Source organism: Nocardioides panacisoli (assembly GCF_039537325.1).
In the GTDB taxonomy this organism is placed as follows: domain Bacteria; phylum Actinomycetota; class Actinomycetes; order Propionibacteriales; family Nocardioidaceae; genus Nocardioides; species Nocardioides panacisoli.
Genome location: NZ_BAABAH010000011.1, coordinates 37,857 through 56,476, shown reverse-complemented (window position 1 = coordinate 56,476; position 18,620 = coordinate 37,857). Strand labels below are relative to the sequence as shown.

Annotated in this window: 19 protein-coding genes; 14 read left to right on the top strand and 5 right to left on the bottom strand. The window is 72.5% G+C overall.

The annotated features are described in order from the left end of the window. Positions 1 to 57: 57 nt before the first annotated feature. From ABD709_RS14840 to ABD709_RS14825, 4 genes are all read left to right on the top strand, one after another. Positions 58 to 2,022, top strand: coding sequence for a CASTOR/POLLUX-related putative ion channel (locus ABD709_RS14840; RefSeq protein WP_344776748.1), 1,965 nt, complete (start codon positions 58 to 60; stop codon positions 2,020 to 2,022). 66 nt (positions 2,023 to 2,088) lie between these two features. Beyond that, the gene (locus ABD709_RS14835; RefSeq protein WP_344776747.1) at positions 2,089 to 2,727 is read left to right on the top strand and encodes a DUF6758 family protein; all 639 of its coding nucleotides are present in this window, start codon (positions 2,089 to 2,091) and stop codon (positions 2,725 to 2,727) included. Positions 2,728 to 2,812: 85 nt separating this feature from the next. Then, a complete protein-coding gene (locus tag ABD709_RS14830; RefSeq protein WP_344776745.1) occupies positions 2,813 to 3,679 on the top strand; it encodes a PHP domain-containing protein in 867 nt (288 codons plus the stop codon). Beyond that, complete coding sequence (locus ABD709_RS14825) at positions 3,676 to 4,293, top strand: MarC family protein (RefSeq protein ID WP_344776743.1); 618 nt, start codon at positions 3,676 to 3,678, stop codon at positions 4,291 to 4,293. Before ABD709_RS14830 ends, ABD709_RS14825 begins: the two co-directional genes overlap by 4 nt. A gap of 187 nt (positions 4,294 to 4,480) precedes the next feature. Here the strand turns inward: ABD709_RS14825 and ABD709_RS14820 are convergent, their stop codons facing one another. Further along, entirely contained in the window at positions 4,481 to 5,242 is a 762-nt protein-coding gene (locus tag ABD709_RS14820; protein ID WP_344776741.1) for an SDR family NAD(P)-dependent oxidoreductase, read from the bottom strand. A gap of 53 nt (positions 5,243 to 5,295) precedes the next feature. Here ABD709_RS14820 and ABD709_RS14815 point away from each other — a divergent pair, with 53 nt between their 5' ends. From ABD709_RS14815 to ABD709_RS14800, 4 genes are all read left to right on the top strand, one after another. Next, the gene (locus ABD709_RS14815) at positions 5,296 to 6,078 is read left to right on the top strand and encodes a ParA family protein (RefSeq protein ID WP_344776739.1); all 783 of its coding nucleotides are present in this window, start codon (positions 5,296 to 5,298) and stop codon (positions 6,076 to 6,078) included. 4 nt (positions 6,079 to 6,082) lie between these two features. Further along, on the top strand, positions 6,083 to 6,853 hold the full coding sequence (locus tag ABD709_RS14810; protein WP_344776737.1) for a L,D-transpeptidase: 771 nt from the start codon (positions 6,083 to 6,085) through the stop codon (positions 6,851 to 6,853). Between the two features lies 1 nt (position 6,854). Further along, entirely contained in the window at positions 6,855 to 8,138 is a 1,284-nt protein-coding gene (locus ABD709_RS14805) for an MFS transporter (RefSeq protein ID WP_344776735.1), read from the top strand. A gap of 61 nt (positions 8,139 to 8,199) precedes the next feature. Continuing rightward, positions 8,200 to 9,012 carry an endonuclease/exonuclease/phosphatase family protein gene (locus ABD709_RS14800; protein ID WP_344776733.1) on the top strand — a complete coding sequence of 271 codons (813 nt, stop codon included), beginning with the start codon at positions 8,200 to 8,202 and terminating at the stop codon, positions 9,010 to 9,012. Between the two features lie 75 nt (positions 9,013 to 9,087). On the opposite strand, the gene ABD709_RS14795 is transcribed toward ABD709_RS14800, so the two are convergent. Continuing rightward, complete coding sequence (locus ABD709_RS14795) at positions 9,088 to 10,518, bottom strand: DEAD/DEAH box helicase (RefSeq protein ID WP_425575144.1); 1,431 nt, start codon at positions 10,516 to 10,518, stop codon at positions 9,088 to 9,090. A 212-nt stretch (positions 10,519 to 10,730) separates the two neighbouring features. Here ABD709_RS14795 and ABD709_RS14790 point away from each other — a divergent pair, with 212 nt between their 5' ends. Continuing rightward, complete coding sequence (locus ABD709_RS14790; RefSeq protein WP_344776731.1) at positions 10,731 to 11,426, top strand: ferritin-like fold-containing protein; 696 nt, start codon at positions 10,731 to 10,733, stop codon at positions 11,424 to 11,426. An 18-nt stretch (positions 11,427 to 11,444) separates the two neighbouring features. On the opposite strand, the gene ABD709_RS14785 is transcribed toward ABD709_RS14790, so the two are convergent. After that, complete coding sequence (locus ABD709_RS14785; protein WP_344776729.1) at positions 11,445 to 12,596, bottom strand: hypothetical protein; 1,152 nt, start codon at positions 12,594 to 12,596, stop codon at positions 11,445 to 11,447. A 136-nt stretch (positions 12,597 to 12,732) separates the two neighbouring features. Here ABD709_RS14785 and eno point away from each other — a divergent pair, with 136 nt between their 5' ends. The 5 genes from eno to ABD709_RS14760 are packed head-to-tail and all read left to right on the top strand — an operon-like array spanning position 12,733 to position 17,748. Continuing rightward, a complete protein-coding gene (gene eno, locus ABD709_RS14780; RefSeq protein WP_344776727.1) occupies positions 12,733 to 14,010 on the top strand; it encodes a phosphopyruvate hydratase in 1,278 nt (425 codons plus the stop codon). 24 nt (positions 14,011 to 14,034) lie between these two features. Next, on the top strand, positions 14,035 to 14,631 hold the full coding sequence (locus tag ABD709_RS14775) for an FtsB family cell division protein (RefSeq protein WP_344776725.1): 597 nt from the start codon (positions 14,035 to 14,037) through the stop codon (positions 14,629 to 14,631). Further along, entirely contained in the window at positions 14,628 to 15,125 is a 498-nt protein-coding gene (locus tag ABD709_RS14770; protein WP_344776723.1) for a DUF501 domain-containing protein, read from the top strand. Before ABD709_RS14775 ends, ABD709_RS14770 begins: the two co-directional genes overlap by 4 nt. After that, the gene (locus ABD709_RS14765; RefSeq protein ID WP_344776721.1) at positions 15,098 to 16,030 is read left to right on the top strand and encodes a Ppx/GppA phosphatase family protein; all 933 of its coding nucleotides are present in this window, start codon (positions 15,098 to 15,100) and stop codon (positions 16,028 to 16,030) included. The genes ABD709_RS14770 and ABD709_RS14765 overlap by 28 nt, the downstream gene beginning before the upstream one ends. A 32-nt stretch (positions 16,031 to 16,062) precedes the next feature. Next, positions 16,063 to 17,748 carry a protein kinase domain-containing protein gene (locus ABD709_RS14760; protein ID WP_344776719.1) on the top strand — a complete coding sequence of 562 codons (1,686 nt, stop codon included), beginning with the start codon at positions 16,063 to 16,065 and terminating at the stop codon, positions 17,746 to 17,748. On the opposite strand, the gene ABD709_RS14755 is transcribed toward ABD709_RS14760, so the two are convergent. Both ABD709_RS14755 and ABD709_RS14750 read right to left on the bottom strand, forming a co-directional pair. Beyond that, positions 17,735 to 18,262 (bottom strand): SRPBCC family protein, encoded by a 528-nt coding sequence (locus tag ABD709_RS14755; RefSeq protein WP_344776717.1) that lies wholly within the window; start codon positions 18,260 to 18,262, stop codon positions 17,735 to 17,737. The genes ABD709_RS14760 and ABD709_RS14755 overlap by 14 nt on opposite strands. Next, on the bottom strand, positions 18,259 to 18,576 hold the full coding sequence (locus tag ABD709_RS14750) for an ArsR/SmtB family transcription factor (RefSeq protein WP_344776715.1): 318 nt from the start codon (positions 18,574 to 18,576) through the stop codon (positions 18,259 to 18,261). Before ABD709_RS14750 ends, ABD709_RS14755 begins: the two co-directional genes overlap by 4 nt. Between the last annotated feature and the right edge of the window lie 44 nt (positions 18,577 to 18,620).

Genomic DNA, 18,620 nt, shown 5'->3' with positions numbered 1-18,620 from the left:
TTCCGCCGCGCCGCGGCTGCTCCTGCGGGACCATGCGCGGGACGACGAGGAGGCGCCATGGCGCGGACTGGACAGGCCATGCGCCGGCGTACGGCGCAGGCCATCGCACAGCGCGAGGACGTCGCCCGCAAGCGGGTCGACACCGAGCCCGGGCTGGGAGCGCGGCTGCGGTACGCCTTCGACGGCACGATCTCCCGCGGCACCCCGGCGCTCATCGCCTGGCTGTTCGTGGTCACCGTCGCGTTGGTGCTCGGCTTCGTGGCCCTCGACCTGCTCTTCCGGCTCCGTGCGTCACGCCTCGGGTTCTGGGGCGAGGCGTTCTACGACCTGCTGCACGCGCTGGATCCCGGCACGGTGGCCGGTGACAGCGGCAGCTGGCAGTTCCTCGTGGCCATGCTCGGCCTCACCCTGGGCGGCCTGTTCATCGTCAGCGCCCTGATCGGCGTCATCTCGGCAGGCATCGACAACCGGATCGCCGACCTGCGCCGGGGCCGGTCGCTGGTCCTCGAGACCGACCACACGGTGATCCTCGGCTGGTCCGAGTCGATCTTCACGGTCGTGATCGAGCTCGCGATCGCGAACGAGAGCAGGCGGCGGCCCGTGGTCGCCGTGCTCGCCGACCGCGACAAGGTCGCGATGGAGGAGGAGCTGCGAGCGAAGGTGCCCGACCTGCGCGGCACCAGGATCGTCTGCCGGTCGGGGTCGCCGACCGACGTCGACGACCTGCGGATCGTGCGCCCCGGCGACGCCAGGTCGGTCATCGTGCTCTCGCCCGACCCCCACGGCGTCCACGACGTCGCCGACCCCGACGCGGCGGTGATCAAGTCGCTGCTGGCGCTGCGCTCGATCCACGCCGAGTCGTCGGGCTGCCGGGTCGTCGCCCAGCTGCGCGACCCGGCCAACCTGGCTGCGGCGCGCCTGATCGACAAGGAGGGCGACGGGCGCACCTCGCTCCTCGACGTCCGCGAGACCGTCGCGAAGCTGGTCGTCCAGACCTCCCGCCAGTCCGGCGCGGCGGCCGTCTACCGCGAGCTCTTCGACTACGAGGGCGACGAGATCTACTTCCACACCGACCACGGCCTGGACGGCAGCACGTACGGCGACGCGCTGCTCGCGTTCGAGAGCCTCTCGGTCATCGGCGTCGCCGACGCCTCGGGCACCCGCCTCAACCCGCCGATGGACACGCCGGTCAGCGGCACCACCCTGGTCGTGGTCGCCGAGGACGACGGGGTGCTCGCCACCGCACCCCGGTCCACCGTCGCGGTCGACGCCACGGCGTTCAGCGACCTCGGCCCGGAGCAGCCGCACCCGACCAGCGCCGTCCTGATCGGCTGGAACGAGCGCGGGCCGATCATCGTGCGGGAGCTCGACGGCTACGCGCCGCCGGGGTCCGAGCTCACCATCGTGACCACCCACGGCGATCCCGAGCTGCCGGCGACCGAGCGGCTCGCGGTGACCGTGGTGAAGGCGCCGACCACCGACCGGCGGGTCCTCGACGCGCACGTCCGCCAGGACCTCGACCAGGTGATCGTGCTCTGCTACTCCGACCACCTCGACGCCGAGGCGGCCGACGCCGCGACGTTGATCACGCTGCTGCACGTGCGCGACATCCTCGCCGACGCCAGCACGCCGATCGTCAGCGAGATGATCGACGACCGGAACCGGGAGCTGGCGCAGGTCGCGGACATCGACGACGTCGTCGTGAGCGGCGAGATCGTCAGCCTCGTGGTCACCCAGCTGTCCGAGGACGCGCGGATCGAGCCGGTGCTCGCCGAGCTGCTCGCCGCCGACGGCAGCGAGGTCTACCTCCGGCCGGCAGAGTGGTACGTCGTCCCGGCGACCGCCGTGGCCTGGGCGACCGTCGTCGCCTCCGCCGCCCGCCGGGGCGAGACCGCGATCGGCTTCGCCTCCGAGGCGCTGGCCGAGGACGGCTCCTCGATCGGTGTCGTCGTCAACCCGCCGAAGAGCCGTCCGCTGAGCGTGGTGCCCGGCGACCGGGTCGTCGTACTGGCGGAGGACTGAGGTCGTTCTGCGGCCGGCCCGGCGTGGTGCTTGACGCGAGCCGCGCTGGGCACCAGTTTTGACGAGGTGTTGCGTGTCGGCTGCCCTCGCTGCTCGGCACCCGTGGGCGAGGACGGCGCGGGCGGCTGGAGCTGTCCCGAGCACGGGGAGGTCGTCCCGCTGTGGCGACCGGAGTCCGCGACCTACGACGAGTTCGCGCGGCACCTCGGGCGGACCGCGGCGTTCCCGACGTACCTGCCCTGGCCGTTGGGCCCGGGCTGGAGCATCAGCGACTTCGCGGCCGTGGCGCCCGAGCAGGGCTCCGCGGTCGCCTCGATGACCTGCGTGTCCGGCACCAGCGTGCTCGACGGGCCGGTCGACGTGATCGTCGTGAGCGAGGAGGCCGGCACCGGTCTCGGCGCCCGGGTCGCGGGGTTGGGCGACGGCGCGGATCCCGGCGCGGAGCTGGGCGACGGCCCGGCGACCGTCCGGGTGCGGCTCGAGGCCCGCACGGTCGGGCTCTGGCCGGTCTCGGTCAGCAGCAGCGACGGCGAGCTGGACCGGTCGGTGCTGCTCGGCGAGGCGGAGGGACGCTGGCTGTGGCTGGTGCTGCGGCCCGCCTCCGCGATCCTGCTCCTCCGCGACGACTGGATCTTGCGCGACGTGTCCGCCACCGGTCCCGGCCTCGTCGCCCTTCCCTTCGGTGGTCCCGGCCCCGCCTGGTGACCGCCGACCCGGCACAAGCTTGAGCCGACTCGGCGCCGGGTTCGCCGAGTTCCTGCCGACTCGGTGATGGCCCTAGGCTCCACGGGTGCGGATCGACCTGCATACCCACTCCTCGGCGAGCGACGGCACGCAGCCGCCCGCCGCGCTGGTGCGGGCGGGGGCCGAGGCCGGGCTCGACGTCATGGCGATCACCGACCACGACTCGACCGCCGGGTGGGCCGAGGCGGCGGCCGCCGCCGAGTCGATCGGCATCGGGCTGGTCCGCGGTATCGAGATCAGCACCCGGTTCCGGCGCAGCGGCGTGCACCTGCTGGCCTACCTGCCCGCCTCGGACGACCCGGCGCTGGTCGAGGAGCTGTCCCGGGTGGTGGCGGGCCGGGAGGAGCGCGTGCCGGCGATGCTCGCGCGGCTCCGCGCGGTCGGCGTACCCGCGACCGAGGAGGCGCTGGCCGAGATCACCGGCGACACGGCTGCGACGGGACGACCGCACGTGGCCGACCTGCTGGTCCGGCTCGGCGTGGTCGCGGACCGGTCCGAGGCGTTCGACCGCTTCCTGCGGCCCGGCCGCCCGGCGTACGTCGACCGCTACGCCGCGGACCTCGTGACGATGCTCGGCCTGGTGACCGGCGCCGGCGGTGTCCCGGTCGTGGCGCACGCGTGGGGCCGGGGGAGCGGCAGGGCCCTCGACCGCGAGGCGTTCGCGGAGCTCGCGGACGCCGGCCTCTTCGGCATCGAGGTCGACCACCTGGACCACGACGGGGCGCAGCGCGCCGCCCTGCGGGAGATCGCGGCGGACCTCGATCTCGTGGTCACCGGCTCGAGCGACCACCACGGCCTGGGCAAGCTCGACCACCACCTCGGCGTCGAGACGACCGCGCCGGCGTCCTACGAGCGGATCGTCGCGCGCGCGGCCGAGCTCGGCTCGCGCACCCCGGTGGTGGGCGTCGGATGAGCAGCGTCGTCGACACGGTCCTGCTCGGCGAGGTCCTGGTCACCTTGTTCGTGATCATGGACCCGGTCGGCACGGTGCCGATCTTCCTGTCGCTGACCGCCGGGCGCAGCCCGGCGACGGCGAAGCGCGCCGCCTGGCAGGCGGTGGCGGTGTCGTTCTTCGTGATCACCCTGTTCGCGTTCTTCGGGCAGCGGATCCTCGACTACCTGGGCATCTCGCTGCCGGCGCTGCAGTGCGCGGGCGGGCTGCTGCTCCTGCTCGTCGCGCTCGAGCTGCTGACCGGCAAGGAGGAGGAGGCCTCGGCTGCCGGCGACGTCAACATCGCGCTGGTGCCGCTCGGCACCCCGCTGCTCGCCGGTCCCGGCGCGATCGTCGCGACCATGCTGTTCGTCCAGCAGATCGACAGCTTCGCCGACCTGACCGCCGTCGCGCTCGGCATCGTCGGCGTGCACGCCGCCCTCTGGCTCGCGATGCGCTTCTCGCTGCCGATCCTCCGGCTGATCCGCGAGGGCGGCGTGCTCCTCGTCACCCGGATCGCCGGCCTCCTGCTCTCCGCGATCGCCGTACAGCTCGTCGCCGACGCCGTCCGCGCCTTCATCGCCGGCGAGGGCTGACCGCCGAATCCTCCCTCGTGCCGCGTCGAATCGTCGCTCATGCGGCGTCGAATCCTCCGTCGTGCGAGCTCGAATCGTCGCCTGTGACGATCCGGCCGCACCGCTCACGATTCAACGCGGCACGGAGGACGATTCAGCCCGTCACGGGGGAAGATTCGACGCGGCACGAGGGAGGATTCGGCGCCGCCTACTTGCGACCGAGGGACTGGAAGCGCTGGAGGACGCCGCGGGGGACGATGCGGGTGCCGGTGACGATCGCCTTGTAGCGGAGGCTGGGGATCGACATCGCCCGGCCCTTGTCGAAGTCGGCGAGCGCCTCGCGCACGAGGGCGTCGGGCTCGAGCCAGAGCATCTTCGGCGCGGAGGCGTCGCGGTCGACGCCGAGCCGCTCGTGGAACTCGGTCTTCACGAACCCCGGGCAGAGCACCATCACCGTGACGCCGCGGTCGGCGTACTCGGCGTGCGCCCACTGGCTGAAGGAGTTCACCCACGCCTTCGCCGCGCTGTAGGTGCCGCGCGGCAGGAACGCCGACACGCTGGAGACGTTGATCACACCGCCGCGGCCGCGCTCGACCATCCCGCCCATCGCCGCGTGCGTGAGCCTGAGCACGGCGCGGACCAGCACGTCCTGCTGGGCCTGCTCGACGTCGACCGGGTTGTCGAGGAAGTTGTCCTTGAGCCCGAAGCCCGCGTTGTTGACCAACAGGTCCACGGGGCGGGCGCGGTCGGCGAGGCGCTCCTCGACGGTGGCCAGCTGGGCGGGATCGACCAGGTCGGCGGCGACGGTCTCCACCTCGACGCCGTACGACGACCGCAGCTGCGCGGCCACCTCCTCCAGCCGCTCGGTGTTCCTCGCGACCAGGACGAGGTCGTCGCCACGGGCGGCGAGCTGGGTGGCGAACTCATGGCCGATCCCGGCGGTGGCGCCGGTGACGAGTGCGGTGGACATGCCGCCCAGTGTTCCGCACCCCCTCCGGGCGGTACGGCATAGTGTCCCCTGAGATGAGCACGCGCCCCGAGCCCACCGTCCTCGCCGTCGCCAACCAGAAGGGCGGCGTCGCGAAGACCACCAGTGTCGCCTCCATCGGCGCGGCCCTCGCCGAGCGCGGCCAGCGGGTGCTGCTCGTCGACCTCGACCCGCAGGCCTGCCTGACGTTCTCGCTCGGCATCGATCCCGAGGACCTCGAGCTCTCGGTGCACCACGTGCTCACCAAGGGGACCGCACCGGGTGAGGTGATCCTCGAGACCGAGGACGGTGTCGACCTCCTGCCGGCGACGATCGAGCTCGCCCGCGCCGAGGCCGACCTGCTGACCCGCACCGGTCGTGAGCACGTGCTCCGCGGCGTGGTCGAGGACCTCGAGGACCACGGCTACGACTGGATCCTGCTCGACTGCCCGCCGTCGCTCGGCGTGCTGACCGTCGCCGCGCTGACGGCCGCGCGGGGCGTCCTCGTGCCGCTGCAGTGCGAGACCCTGTCCCACCGCGGCGTCGGCCAGCTGCTCGACACCGTGCACGACGTACGCCGGTTCACCAACCGGGACCTCGAGGTGTGGGGCGTCCTCCCGACGCTCTACGACGGCCGCACCAACCACTCGCGGACGGTGCTCGACACGATCTCGGACACCTACGACCTCGCCGTGATCGAGCCGCCGATCCCGAAGACGATCAAGTTCGCCGAGGCGCCTGCCGCGGGCCGCTCGATCCTGAGGACGAGCCGCTCCAGCAAGGGCGCGCAGGCCTACCGCGAGGTCGCCGGGAACCTCATCGACCGGGCAGGCCGCTGACGTCGTGAAGCACGCGCGCGACCCCGTCGGCCGGCACCGGCACGTCGAGCCGGGCCGTCGCCGCGCGCAGCCGCCGACCGGTCGCCACCGCGGCCCCGTCCGGCCACGCTACGGGCGGATCGCCCTGGTCGTCTCGGCAGTGACCGTCACCGCGGTCGGCGTGCTCGGGACGATCGGCGTGCTCGGCAACGACCCCGACCCGGCACTCGCGGCCGCCAGCGCGGGCCGGGACGTCGGCTCGCAGCAGGACCTCGCGCAGTCCGACGACGGGACCACGCGGCACCCCGCTCGGGAGCGGACCACCACGACGAAGGACGAGAGCGACGCGACCGCGGACCCGACCGCGACCCCGGACAGCACGGCCGACGTACCGCTGCCGCCAGCATCGGGCAGCGGCCGGCGGATCGTCTTCAGCGAGTCGCAGCAGCGGATCTGGCTCGTGGACGGGACGGGCTCCGTGCTGCGGACCTACCTCGGCTCGGGCAGCGTCTACGACAACCTCGACCCCGGCAGCTACGAGGTCTACTCGAAGTCGCGCTACGCCGTCGGCGTCGACGACTCCGGCACCATGCAGTACTTCGTCCGGTTCACCCAAGGCGACGAGGGCGCGGCGATCGGGTTCCACTCCATCCCGGTGCTCGACGGACAGCCGGTGCAGACCCGGGCCGAGCTCGGCACACCGGAGTCGCACGGCTGCATCCGGCAGGCGCTGCCGGACGCGATCGCGCTGTGGAACTTCGCCCCCATCGGCACGACGGTCGTCGTCACCGCCTGAGGTGATCGCTCGGCTCCGCGCGCTGCGGATGGACCTCTCGCCGTGGCGGGCGTCGCGCGACTTCCGGCTGCTGCTCCTCGCCGGCACCGTCTTCTACCTGGGCGGGATGGTCAGCTACGTCGCGATCCCCTTCCAGGTCTACCGGCTGACCGGCTCCAACTTCGCCGTCGGCGCGATCGGCCTGGTCGAGCTCGGCCCCCTCATCGTGTTCGGCCTGTACGGCGGCGCGCTGGCCGACCACGTCGACCGCCGCCGGCTCCTCGTCGGCACCGGTGTGGCCCAGGCGGTGCTGACCGGCGTCCTGGCGGTGAACGCCTTCCGGCACCACCCGAGCATCGTGCTGGTCTTCGTCGTGGCGGCGCTGCTCGCGTGCGCCTCGTCGATGCAGCGTCCGTCCCGGGAGGCGCTGCTGCCGCGGACCGTGAGCCACGACCTGATCCCTGCGGCGAACGCGCTCGCGTCGTTCGGCGCGCAGATCGGGCTGCTGGTCGGACCGGGGATCGGCGGCCTGCTCATCGCGTACGCCGGCATCGGCTGGTGCTTCGTCGTCGACGTCGCGGGGCTCGCGGTCGCGACCCTGCTCTACCTGCTGATGCGGTCCTACCCGCACCGCGGTGAGACCACCCCGCCGAGCCTCGCCGGCATCGGCCAGGGGCTGCGGTACGCCGTCGGCCGCCGCGACCTGCTCGGCACCTACCTCGTCGACATCGCGGCGATGCTGCTCGCGCTCCCGGTCGTGCTCTTCCCCGCGCTGGTGGAGGACGTGTTCCACAAGCCGGAGCTGCTCGGCCTGCTCTACTCCATGGAGACGGTCGGCGCCCTCGTCGCCACCGCCCTGTCCGGCTGGACGGGCCGCGTCCACCACCACGGTCGTGCGATCGTGATCGCCGCGACGGCGTACGGCGGCTGCGTCGCCCTCGCGGGTGTGATGCCGACGTTCTGGCTGGTGGCCGCGTTCCTCGCGCTGTCCGGCGCGGCCGACATGATCTCGGGTGTCTTCCGGGGCACGGTGTGGAGCCAGACCATCCCGGAGACGATGCGCGGCCGGCTCGCCGGCATCGAGATGCTGTCCTACTCCGTCGGCCCGCTCGGCGGCCAGGTCCGCGCCGGCGTGACCGCGGACCTGTGGTCGGTGCGGGGGTCGATCACGAGCGGTGGCGTCGCCTGCGTGGCGGGGGTCGCGCTCACTGCGGCGTGGCTGCGCGACTTCTGGTCCTACGACGCCCGTACCGACGAGCACGCCGTCGCGGAGCGGGCCGCCCGCGCCGAGGCGGGGGAGTCCTGACCGCGATCGGCGCTGTCTGACAATTTGCGGCCGCTCGGTGGCCGCGACCTAGTGTGCCGGGATGCTCGGGAACCTAGGAAAGCTCTGTGCCGCCCTCTTTGTCGTCGCTCTCGGACTGGCCCTCGCCGTACCGAACGCCACCAGCGAGGCGCCGGACAAGGCGAAGCGCGGCTACGGCATCAAGGTGATGACCTTCAACATCCTCACCAGCTCGATGGCCGCCGGCGGCCTGGACCGGGCCGCTGAGGCGGCCCACCAGGTGCAGCAGACCGGCCGCGACGTCGTCTCGTTCCAGGAGGTCGCCGGCGACCAGCTGCACACGCTCCAGCGCGACCTCCCGGGCTTCCACTTCTACCCGCGCCGCACGCTCGGCAGCTACAGCTCGGCCATCCAGATCGCCTGGAAGACCGACGAGCTCCGGGTGAAGGACACCGGCCAGATCTACCGGCCGTTCATGGGCAAGCAGCGGGCCATCCCGTACGTCCAGCTGCAGGACCGGCGTACCGGGCGCTCGTTCTTCGTGGTGGCGATCCACAACTCGCCGGGTGGCTACGAGGTGGAGCGCGACATCTCCACCACCGCCGAGATCAAGCTGATCAAGCAGCTCGAGGCGAAGAAGGGCCGGCCGGTGCTGGTCATCGGCGACGTGAACGAGCGGGACGAGTTCTGCCGCAAGGTCGCCCACGCCACCGACCAGATCTCGCTGGGTGGCCGCCGCAAGGCGCCCTGCCCCGTGCCGCGGCACGGCGGCCCCGACTGGATGCTCGGCAGCTGGCGCGGCACCGACTTCTCGCACTACACGAAGGTCTACAACCACATCAGCGACCACCCGATGGTGCTCGGCAAGGTGTGGGTCAACACCGACGGCCGCTGACCCTGCCCGTGAACGGACGCGCCGTCCGATCGCAGTCACCTGATGACTGCGATCGGACGGCGTTCTGGGCCTTGGTCAGGCCGACTGCGTCTCGGTGGGGGCGCTGCTGGAGCCCGACCCCGAGCGGCGGCGGCGCCGGCGACGCGGGTTGCCGCTGCCGGCGGGCTGCTCGGAGCCCTCGGTGGCAGGGGCGGCGGCGCCGGCCTCGACGGGCTGGCCGCTGCGGGTCCGGCTGCGGCTGCGGTTGCGGTTGCCCGCGGGGCGGTCGCCCTCGCGGCGCTCGCGCGGCGCGCGGGGCTCCCGCTTCTCGACCGGCGTCGCGTCGACGATGCGGCCCTTCGTGCCGGGCGCGATGCCCTGGTCGTGGAAGAGGTGCTCGGAGTTGGAGTAGGTCTCGATCGGCTCGTGGAACGGCAGGTCGAGGGCCTTGTTGATCATCTTCCAGCGGTGCACGTCGGCCCAGTCGACCAGCGTGATCGCGATGCCCGAGGCACCGGCGCGGCCGGTGCGGCCGATCCGGTGGATGTAGGTCTTGTCGTCCTCGGGGCAGGTGTAGTTGACGACGTGCGAGACCCCGGAGACGTCGATGCCGCGAGCGGCGACGTCGGTGGCGACCAGGACCTGGATCTTGTCCTCGCGGAACTTCGTCAGCGCCCGCTCGCGCGACGCCTGCTGCATGTCGCCGTGCAGCGGGCTCGCCTTGAAGCCGCGCTCGACCAGGTCGTCGGCCACCCGCTGCGCCTGACGCTTGGTGCGGGTGAAGACGATCATCTTGTCGGCGTCCTCGGCCTGCAGCAGGCGGCCGATGATCTCCGGCTTGTCGAGGTCGTGCGCGAGGTAGATGAACTGCGCGGTGGCAGGCACCGTGGCGTTCTCGTAGGACGACTCCGCCCGGATGTTCATCGGGTGCCGCATGTGGGTGCGGGCCAGCGCCACGATCGCGGCCGGCATGGTCGCCGAGAACAGCATCGTCTGGCGGGTCTCGGGAGTGAGCGAGAGGATCCGCTCGACGTCGGGCAGGAAGCCCAGGTCGAGCATCTCGTCGGCCTCGTCGAGGACCAGCGCGTGCACGTGGGAGAGGTCGAGGACCTTGCGGTTGGCGAGGTCGATCAGCCGGCCGGGCGTGCCGACGACGATGTCGACGCCCTTCTCGAGCGCCTCGAGCTGCGGCTCGTAGCCGACACCGCCGTAGACGGTGAGCACGCGCATGCCGCGGCCGCGGCTTGCGATCTCGAGGTCGCTGGAGACCTGCAGTGCGAGCTCGCGGGTCGGGGCGACGATCAGGGCCTGCGGCTTGCCCTGGGGGATCTCGGCGTAGTCGGGGTCGGTCACGGCGACGCTGCGCTGGATCACCGGGATGCCGAACGCGAGGGTCTTGCCGGTGCCCGTGCGGGCCTGGCCGATCAGGTCGGTGCCGAGCAGGGCGACCGAGAGGGTCATCTCCTGGATGGCGAAGGGGTGCGTGATGCCCGCACCCTCGAGGGAGTCGCAGATCTCCGGCATCACGCCGAGGTCGCGGAAGGTGGGCTTGTCTTCTGCAGGGGTGTTCAGTGTCCTGTCGCTTTCGTGAGTGTTTCAGCCGTTCGACCGCCGGATGACAGCCGTTCCACCGATTCGTCGGATGCGGCTGATTCACACTCAGCCGCGCACATACCGGGCGGCGCCGTACGTCGAGCACAGCGCTCTGCCTGTCCACATCCTATCGCTACGCTCGGCACATGGCTGAATCTCTCGACGTACCGGTCGCGTTCACCGACCCGGAGTACATCAACGCGGTCGTCGATCTGCTCGGTGTGATCGCGTACGGCGAGATCTCGGCCTTCGAGCGACTGGCCGAGGACGCCAAGCTCGCACCCAGCCTCGAGGACAAGGTCGCGCTGGCGTCGATGGCGGCCACCGAGCTCGGCCACGTCCAGGGCCTCCACGACCGGATCCGGATCCTCGGCGGCGACCCGTTCGCCGCGATGGCGCCGTTCCGCCAAGCGATCGACGAGTTCCACGCGCACACGGCGCCGGCCGACTGGTACGAGGGCCTGATCAAGGCGTACGTCGGCGACGGGCTCGCGAGCGACTTCTACCGCGAGATCGCGGCCTACCTCGACCCCGACACCCGCGACGTCGTCATCCGCACCCTCGACGACTCCCTGCACACCGCCTTCGTCATCGAGCGGGTCCGGTCGGCGATCGCCGCCGACGGTCGCCTTGGCGGGCGGCTCGCGCTGTGGGGTCGCCGGCTGATGGGGGAGGCGCTGATCCAGGCGCAGCGGGTGGCCGCTGAGCGGGACGCCCTGACGGCGCTGCTGGCCGGCGGCGTCGACCGGCCCGGCCTCGACCTGGCCGCGCTCGGCCGGATGTTCACCCGGCTCACCGAGCGGCACCAGGACCGGATGAGCGAGCTCGGCCTCGACGCCTGAGCGGGTCCTCGCGGCCGGTCAGCCGGTGGTGGGGCCGATGCCGTTCATGTCCAGGTGCGTGATCAGCGCGGGGTGGTCGGAGACGACGTGCACCTCGTGGCTCTCCTCGACGCTGGCCGCGCCAGGGAAGAACAGGTAGATGACGCCGGAGTCCTTGGTGTAGTTGTAGCCCGCCGCCGTCATCTTCGGCGCCGCCGCCCAGGACCCGTCGCTGGCGTGGGAGTTCATGTCGCCGCCCACGAGCACCGGACCGTACGCCGACAGCTGGCTCACCAGCCCGTGCAGCAGGTCCATGCCGTGGCCGTACTGCGCCGCGCGGGACATCGCGTTGGCGCCGTGCTGCTTGGGGAACTTCCGGGGGTTGGTCGGCATGTGCACCGAGATCACCGACACCACGGCGCCGTCGTCGCGCTGGAGCACCGCCCAGGTGGCGTAGCGGTCCCAGGTGAACGGCCGCCCGTTGTAGTAGCCGTTGTCGTTGTCGACGACCTTGAACCGGCCGGCGTCGAAGAGCGTCCAGCGGTCGGAGCGCCACATGACGACGTTGTTCATGGACTGGCCGGCGCCGCCGGTCGACCGGTCCGGGACCGGGTCGCGGTAGGCGCCGTAGCCGGGCGCCACGCCCTCGATGCCCGAGGTGCTGTGCCGGCCGACCTCGTTGAGCGTGATGAAGTCGGGCTGCGCGCCGGTGAGCGTGTGCATCGAGGTGACCCAGCCGGCGTCGTTGGTGCGGTTGGGGATGTTCGCGTCGGCGACCGTGACCGTTCCGGTCACCGGCGAGCCGATCGGGGCGTTGATGTCGGTGACCGGGCCGATGCTCAGGCCGGTGCCGCTGCGTCCGGAGGTGGGGGTGATCGCGGGCCGGAGGTTCTGGCGGACCCGGCGCTTGAGGTTCGGGTCGACGCTGATCTGGTCGCCGGGACCGCCCGGGCCCACCCGGGCGTCCGGCTTGAGCGTCTGGCCCTGCTCGGTGGGCGGGAGCGTGGGCGTCGTGCCGTCCGAGGCGACGGTCGACGGCGAGGTGTCGTCGAGGGCGGTCCCGGGACTGTCGTCGCCGGTGCCGACGAGCTGGAACAGCGCGAAGACGATCGCGGCCACCACCGCGAAGGCAGCCACCAGCAGCAGCGGACTGTGCTCCGCGTCCGCGCGATGTCCGCTGGGCTCCCTCACGCGAGGATCTTACGTGGTCCCGATCACGCCGGTGACCGAGTCCACCCACACCGGTGGGTGCTGCGCGGCGGGGCGTCCCACATCCCCTAGGCTGACCGGACGACAGCCGTCCCACCACCGGAAGTGAGCAGCCAACGTGGCAGCGATCGAAGCCGTCGGAGCCCGCGAGATCCTGGACTCGCGCGGCAACCCCACCGTCGAGGTCGAGGTGCTCCTCGACGACGGGTCGTTCGCCCGGGCGGCGGTCCCGAGCGGTGCGTCCACCGGCGCGTTCGAGGCCGTCGAGCTCCGTGACGGCGGCGACCGCTACGGCGGCAAGGGCGTGCAGCAGGCCGTCGAGGCCGTCATCTCGACCATCGGGCCCGCGCTCGAGGGTCTCGACGCGGCCGACCAGCGGCTGATCGACCAGACCATGCTCGAGGCGGACGCGACCCCCAACAAGGCCAAGCTCGGCGCGAACGCGATCCTCGGCGTCTCGCTCGCCGTCGCCCGTGCCGCGGCCGACTCCGCCGACCTCCCGCTCTACCGCTACGTCGGCGGCCCCAACGCGCACGTGCTGCCGGTGCCGATGATGAACATCCTCAACGGGGGTGCCCACGCCGACACCAACGTCGACATCCAGGAGTTCATGGTCGCGCCGATCGGTGCCGCGAGCTTCCGGGAGGCGCTGCGGATCGGTGCGGAGATCTACCACGCGCTCAAGTCGGTGCTGAAGGACAAGGGCCTGGCCACCGGCGTGGGCGACGAGGGCGGCTTCGCCCCCGACCTGGAGTCCAACCGTGCCGCGCTCGACCTGATCGCCGAGGCGGTCGACAAGGCCGGCTACCAGCTCGGCAAGGACGTCGTGCTCGCCCTCGACGTGGCCGCCTCGGAGTTCTGCGAGGACGGGACCTACACCTTCGAGGGCGCGAGGAAGACCGCCGAGGAGATGACCGCCTACTACGCCGAGCTCGTGGCGGCGTACCCGATCGTCTCCATCGAGGACCCGCTCGACGAGGAGGACTGGGACGGCTGGAAGGCGATCACCGACCAGCTCGGCGACAAGATCCAGCTCGTGGGCGACGACCTGTTCGTCACCAACGTCGACCGCCTCCAGCGCGGCATCAGCGGCGGCCAGGCCAACGCGATGCTGGTGAAGGTGAACCAGATCGGCTCGCTCACCGAGACCCTCGACGCCGTCGAGCTCGCGCACCGAGCAGGTATGCGCAACATGATGAGCCACCGCTCGGGCGAGACCGAGGACACCACGATCGCCGACCTCGCGGTCGCGACCAACTGCGGCCAGATCAAGACCGGCGCCCCGGCCCGGTCCGAGCGGGTCGCGAAGTACAACCAGCTGCTCCGGATCGAGGACGAGCTCGGGGACGCGGCGCGCTACGCCGGCGCCGGCGCGTTCCCGCGGTTCCAGGGCTGACGAGGTAGCGGACCGGAGACCGACGTGGCCGACGAGCGCAGGAGCACCCGCGGGCGTTCCGCTGCGCGCGGCCGGTCGGGCCCGGGCCGCGGTGCCCCCGCCAGGCCGGCCAAGCAGCAGAAGATCGAGCGTCGCCAGGCCCAGCGGGAGCGGATCTCCGCGCTTGCGGAGACGCGGGCGGAGGAGAAGCGCCGCTCCCGACTGACCGGCCGCGCCGCGATCCTGGTGCTCGTGCTCGCCGTCCTGGCCGTCTCGTTCGCGTCGTCGCTGCGGGCCTACCTCCAGCAGCGCAGCCACATCGACGAGCTGCGGTCGACCATCGTCGAGCGCGAGGCCGCGATCAAGGACCTCCAGGACGAGAAGGACCGCTGGCAGGACCCGGCGTACGTCGCCCAGCAGGCACGCGAGCTCGGCTACGTCCCGGTCGGCGACACCCCGTTCATCGTGCTCGACAAGGACGGCCAGCCGCTCGGCAGCACGGCCGACCTCGCCGACCCGGCGAGCGTGGGCAGCACCGACCAGCGCACCTGGATCGACGACCTGTGGACCTCGGACAAGGTCGCGGGCAACCCCCCGACCAAGATCCCGCCTCCTCCGAGCCGCCACCTCAAGGACCGATGAGCGAACCTCTCGAGGACGAGCAGGTCATCGCGGCCCAGCTCGGCCGGCCCCCGCGGGGCGTGCACTCCGTCGCTCACCGATGCCCGTGCGGCAACCCGGACGTGGTCGCGACCGAGCCGCGGCTCCCGAACGGCACGCCGTTCCCGACGACCTACTACCTGACCTGCCCGCGGGCGAGCTCGCGGATCGGCACGCTCGAGGCATCCGGCCTGATGCGCGAGATGCAGGACCGGCTCGGCACCGACGAGGAGCTCGCCGCCGGCTACCGCGCCGCGCACGAGTCCTACCTCGCCGACCGGGCCGAGATCGGCGCCGCCGCGGAGCAGGACGTGCCCGAGATCGAGGGCATCTCCGCAGGAGGCATGCCCGACCGGGTGAAGTGCCTGCACGTGCTCGCCGCCCACGCGCTCGCCAAGGGCCCGGGCGTCAACCCGCTCGGGGACGAGGTGCTCGAGGCGCTCGGAGCGTGGTGGGCCGGCGGGGCGTGCGTGTGATCGCCGCGATCGACTGCGGCACCAACACGATCAAGCTGCTCGTCGGCGACCCGTCCGACGAATCGACCGTGGTGCGGCAGTCCCGGATGGTGCGGCTGGGGCAGGGCGTCGACCGGACCGGACGGCTCGCGCCGGAGGCACTCGAGCGAGCGTTCGCGGCGATCGACGAGTACGCCGCGATCATCGAGGAGGCCGGGGTCGAGCGGATCCGGTTCTGCGCCACCTCTGCGACACGCGACAGCGAGAACGCCGCAGAGTTCGCCGAGGGCGTGCGGCAGCGCCTCGGCGTGGAGCCGGAGGTGCTGTCCGGCGAGGAGGAGGCGCGGCTGGCCTTCGCCGGTGCGGTCCGGTTCCTCGACCCCGCCCCCGCCGACCCCGTGCTGGTGGTGGACATCGGCGGCGGGTCGACCGAGCTGATCGTGGGCAGCCGAGCCTCGGGGCCGCGGTCGGCGTACTCGATGGACATCGGCTCGGTCCGGCTGCACGAGCGGCGGATCGAGAACGACCCGCCGACGGCAGCGGAGATCGACGCCGTCGTCGGCGACATCGACGCGGCGCTGGACGCCTGCCCGTTCGATCCGCGCGAGGCGGCGTCGATGGTCGGCGTCGCGGGCACGATCACGACCGTGGCGGCCGGCGTGCTCGGGCTGGAGGAGTACGACCGCAACCGGATCGACCGGCAGCGGCTCGCCGTCGCGGACGTGCACCGGACGGTCGAGCGGCTGGTCGGGATGACCGTCGCGGAGCGCCGGGCACTGGGCTACGTGCACCCCGGTCGTGCCGACGTGATCGACGCCGGCGCGCTGGTCCTGGACCGGGTGCTGCGCCGCACGACGCTGGACACGATGACGGTGGCGGAGACCGACATCCTCGACGGCATCGCCTGGTCCCTCGTCGAGGGCTGACGGGACGGGCTCCGCGGGTCTAGGTTGCGGCCATGGAGTCCCGCTTCGTCGGGCGGTTCGAGGTCGTCGGCACGACGACCGTCGGTGGTGTCGACGCGCTCGTCGCGTCCGATCCCGCGGGCGGTGGGACGGTCGTGCTGCGGTCCGTGCGGCTGGCGGACGAGGCTTCGGTCGCGCGATGGCACGGGTACGTCGCGCGGCTCGCGTCCCTGGGCGGCCACGGCGTCGCGCGGGTGCACCAGCTCGTGGTCGAGGGCGACGTCGGCTACGTCGTGCAGGACCTGGTCGACGGCCCGACCTTGGCAGCTCTCCTGGACGCGGTCCGGCCGACCGAGGAGCAGGCGCTCGGCGCCGCCACGGGGATCCTCGCCGCTCTCGCACACGCCCACGGAGGGGGCGTCGTCAGCGGTGCGCTCGACCCGGCCGGCGTGGTCGTCGACTCCTCCGGTGCCCCGTGGCTGGTCGACGTGGGCCTGGTCGGGGCCTTCGGTGCGTCCGTGAACCACGCTTACGCCGCGCCGGAACGACTCACCGGCGTGACACCGACGGCGGCGAGCGACGTGTTCTCCGCGGCCGCGGTCACCGCCCACCTGCTGCGCGGCGCCGCGAGCCTGCCGCCCGGTGTCGAGGGGCTCGACCCGGCCGCCGCGAGGGTGCTGGCTCCGGCCCTCGCGCTCGATCCGGCGGCGCGCCCGACCGCCGCCGACCTCGGCGCGGCGCTGGCCGCAACGGCGGTCGAACGGCACGGCCCGGACTGGCGGTCCCGCGCCTCGATCGCCGGCCTCGCGGTCGGCGGTGCGGCAGGCGCCGCAGCGGCGGGTGTCGCGCTCGCGAGCCCGGCCTCGGCCGCCTCCGCCGCCTTGCCCGGTGCGGCCTCCGCGCCGGCAGGCACCGCCGGGGCCTCGGCGGGCGACGCGGCATCGGCGACGCACGGGCTGTCGAGCGGTGCGTCGTCGGCGCACGCCGGCGCCGGCCCCGGCGCGTCCTCCGCTCAGGCGGCCCACGTCGCCCACGGCCCGACCGCCGGCGCGACGTCGTCGACGGGCCACGCGGCGACGCACGGCGCGGCCGCCGCGGGCAAGGGGATCGGACTGAAAGCCGGCATCGCCGGCGCCGCCCTCATCGTCGGCGGCGGTGGGGTCGCGGCGGCCGTGCTCCTCACCGGCGGTGGCCAGTCCCACCAGCTCGAGGTGCCGGGTACCGCCGACATCTACCTGGTCGGCACCGACGAGGTCGACCTCGGCAACCCGGGCACCCAGCCGGAGGGTGTCGACGTCGACGGCGCGGGCAGCGTGTCCTTCGACGACGTGCAGGGCCGGCTCGCGGCTTGCGGTGGCTGCCAGCCGGAGAGCGTCGACGGCGGCAACCTCTCGTTCGGCTCCACCTCGCTCACCGCGGTCAACGGGATCTCGGGCGTCTCGCACACCGACCGCACCATGTTCCTGGTGGGCGTCTTCGTCGGCGAGGGCAAGCCCGACCGGACCGACGTCGTCGACCTCAGCGAGGCGAACTCCGAGACGGAGCAGCACCCCGCGCTGGGGCAGCCGTTCTTCATCGGCGACGGCAAGGACTCCCACGGCGACCAGCAGAAGGTCGACGTACCGGACGGGGCGAAGGAGATGTACATCGGCTTCGCCGACGGCTTCAGCTTCGCCGGGCAGCCCGGCGCCTACGACGACAACAGCGGCACCGTGTCCTTGAAGGTCAGCGTCGACTGAGCGCGTCCTCGTAGACCGGCGTCAGCTCCTCCCAGCGCTCCTTCCAGGCCGAGGCCGGCTCCTGGTCGGACCACCCGTCCTCGTGCGCCGGGCCGCCGGTGTTGAGCGACCGGCCCAGGTCCTCGAGGTGGACCTGCCAGCCGGCGCCGTAGAAGTGCAGGCCACCGACCGGAAGACCGCGCTCCTCGACCACGAGCCTGGTCCGTTCCCCCTCGGTGGTCAGCCACGCCTCGATCTGGGCCTCGTCGGGGGTGCCGGGCTGCGTCGTGAGCAGCAGGTGGTGAGGGGCCTCGCACGCCTCGACCGTCGCCGGGCCGGTCCACGTGCTCGTGAACACGAGGTGGACCGCTCCGCCGACCCGGAGGTCGCCGGAGACCTGGGCCAGCCAGCGTCCCAGCCGTTCGGGGCTCGTGCAGGCGTGCCACAGGTCGTCGATGTCGGTGTCGTAGACGTCCTCGACCCGTACGGCCCCGCGGGTCTCGTCAAGCGACCGCATCGTCCCGGTCATCTTCATCTCCGTGCCTTCTTTCCTCGAGCGATCTCGGTGTGCAGGGCGTCGAGCCGGTTCGACCACAGCGCGCGGTAGTCCGCCAGCCAGTCGTCGACCTCGGCCAGCGCCTCCGGGCGCAGGCTGTAGATCCGGCGCTGGGCCTCCTGACGTACGTCGACCAGCCCGGCCTCCCGGAGCACTCGCAGGTGGCGCGAGACGCCGGGTCTCGCGATCGGCAGCGCGTCGGCCAGCTCGCCGGCGGTCGCCGGGTGGTCGCGCAGGATCTCCAGCACCGTCCGCCGGCTCCGGTCGGCCAGCGCCTGCATCACTGCGTCCATGGCCGTGGAAAGTACCCTATCAGTTACGTAACTACAAGGGTACA

What these genes read in the sequence shown, in the direction of transcription:
- ABD709_RS14755 (WP_344776717.1), bottom strand. Translation starts at nt 18,262, where the DNA reads ATGAAGATGACCGGGACGATGCGGTCGCTTGACGAGACCCGCGGGGCC.
- ABD709_RS14790 (WP_344776731.1), top strand. Translation starts at nt 10,731, where the DNA reads ATGGCTGAATCTCTCGACGTACCGGTCGCGTTCACCGACCCGGAGTAC.
- ABD709_RS14750 (WP_344776715.1), bottom strand. Translation starts at nt 18,576, where the DNA reads ATGGACGCAGTGATGCAGGCGCTGGCCGACCGGAGCCGGCGGACGGTG.
- ABD709_RS14820 (WP_344776741.1), bottom strand. Translation starts at nt 5,242, where the DNA reads ATGTCCACCGCACTCGTCACCGGCGCCACCGCCGGGATCGGCCATGAG.
- ABD709_RS14815 (WP_344776739.1), top strand. Translation starts at nt 5,296, where the DNA reads ATGAGCACGCGCCCCGAGCCCACCGTCCTCGCCGTCGCCAACCAGAAG.
- ABD709_RS14770 (WP_344776723.1), top strand. Translation starts at nt 14,628, where the DNA reads ATGAGCGAACCTCTCGAGGACGAGCAGGTCATCGCGGCCCAGCTCGGC.
- ABD709_RS14800 (WP_344776733.1), top strand. Translation starts at nt 8,200, where the DNA reads ATGCTCGGGAACCTAGGAAAGCTCTGTGCCGCCCTCTTTGTCGTCGCT.
- ABD709_RS14840 (WP_344776748.1), top strand. Translation starts at nt 58, where the DNA reads ATGGCGCGGACTGGACAGGCCATGCGCCGGCGTACGGCGCAGGCCATC.
- ABD709_RS14760 (WP_344776719.1), top strand. Translation starts at nt 16,063, where the DNA reads ATGGAGTCCCGCTTCGTCGGGCGGTTCGAGGTCGTCGGCACGACGACC.
- ABD709_RS14825 (WP_344776743.1), top strand. Translation starts at nt 3,676, where the DNA reads ATGAGCAGCGTCGTCGACACGGTCCTGCTCGGCGAGGTCCTGGTCACC.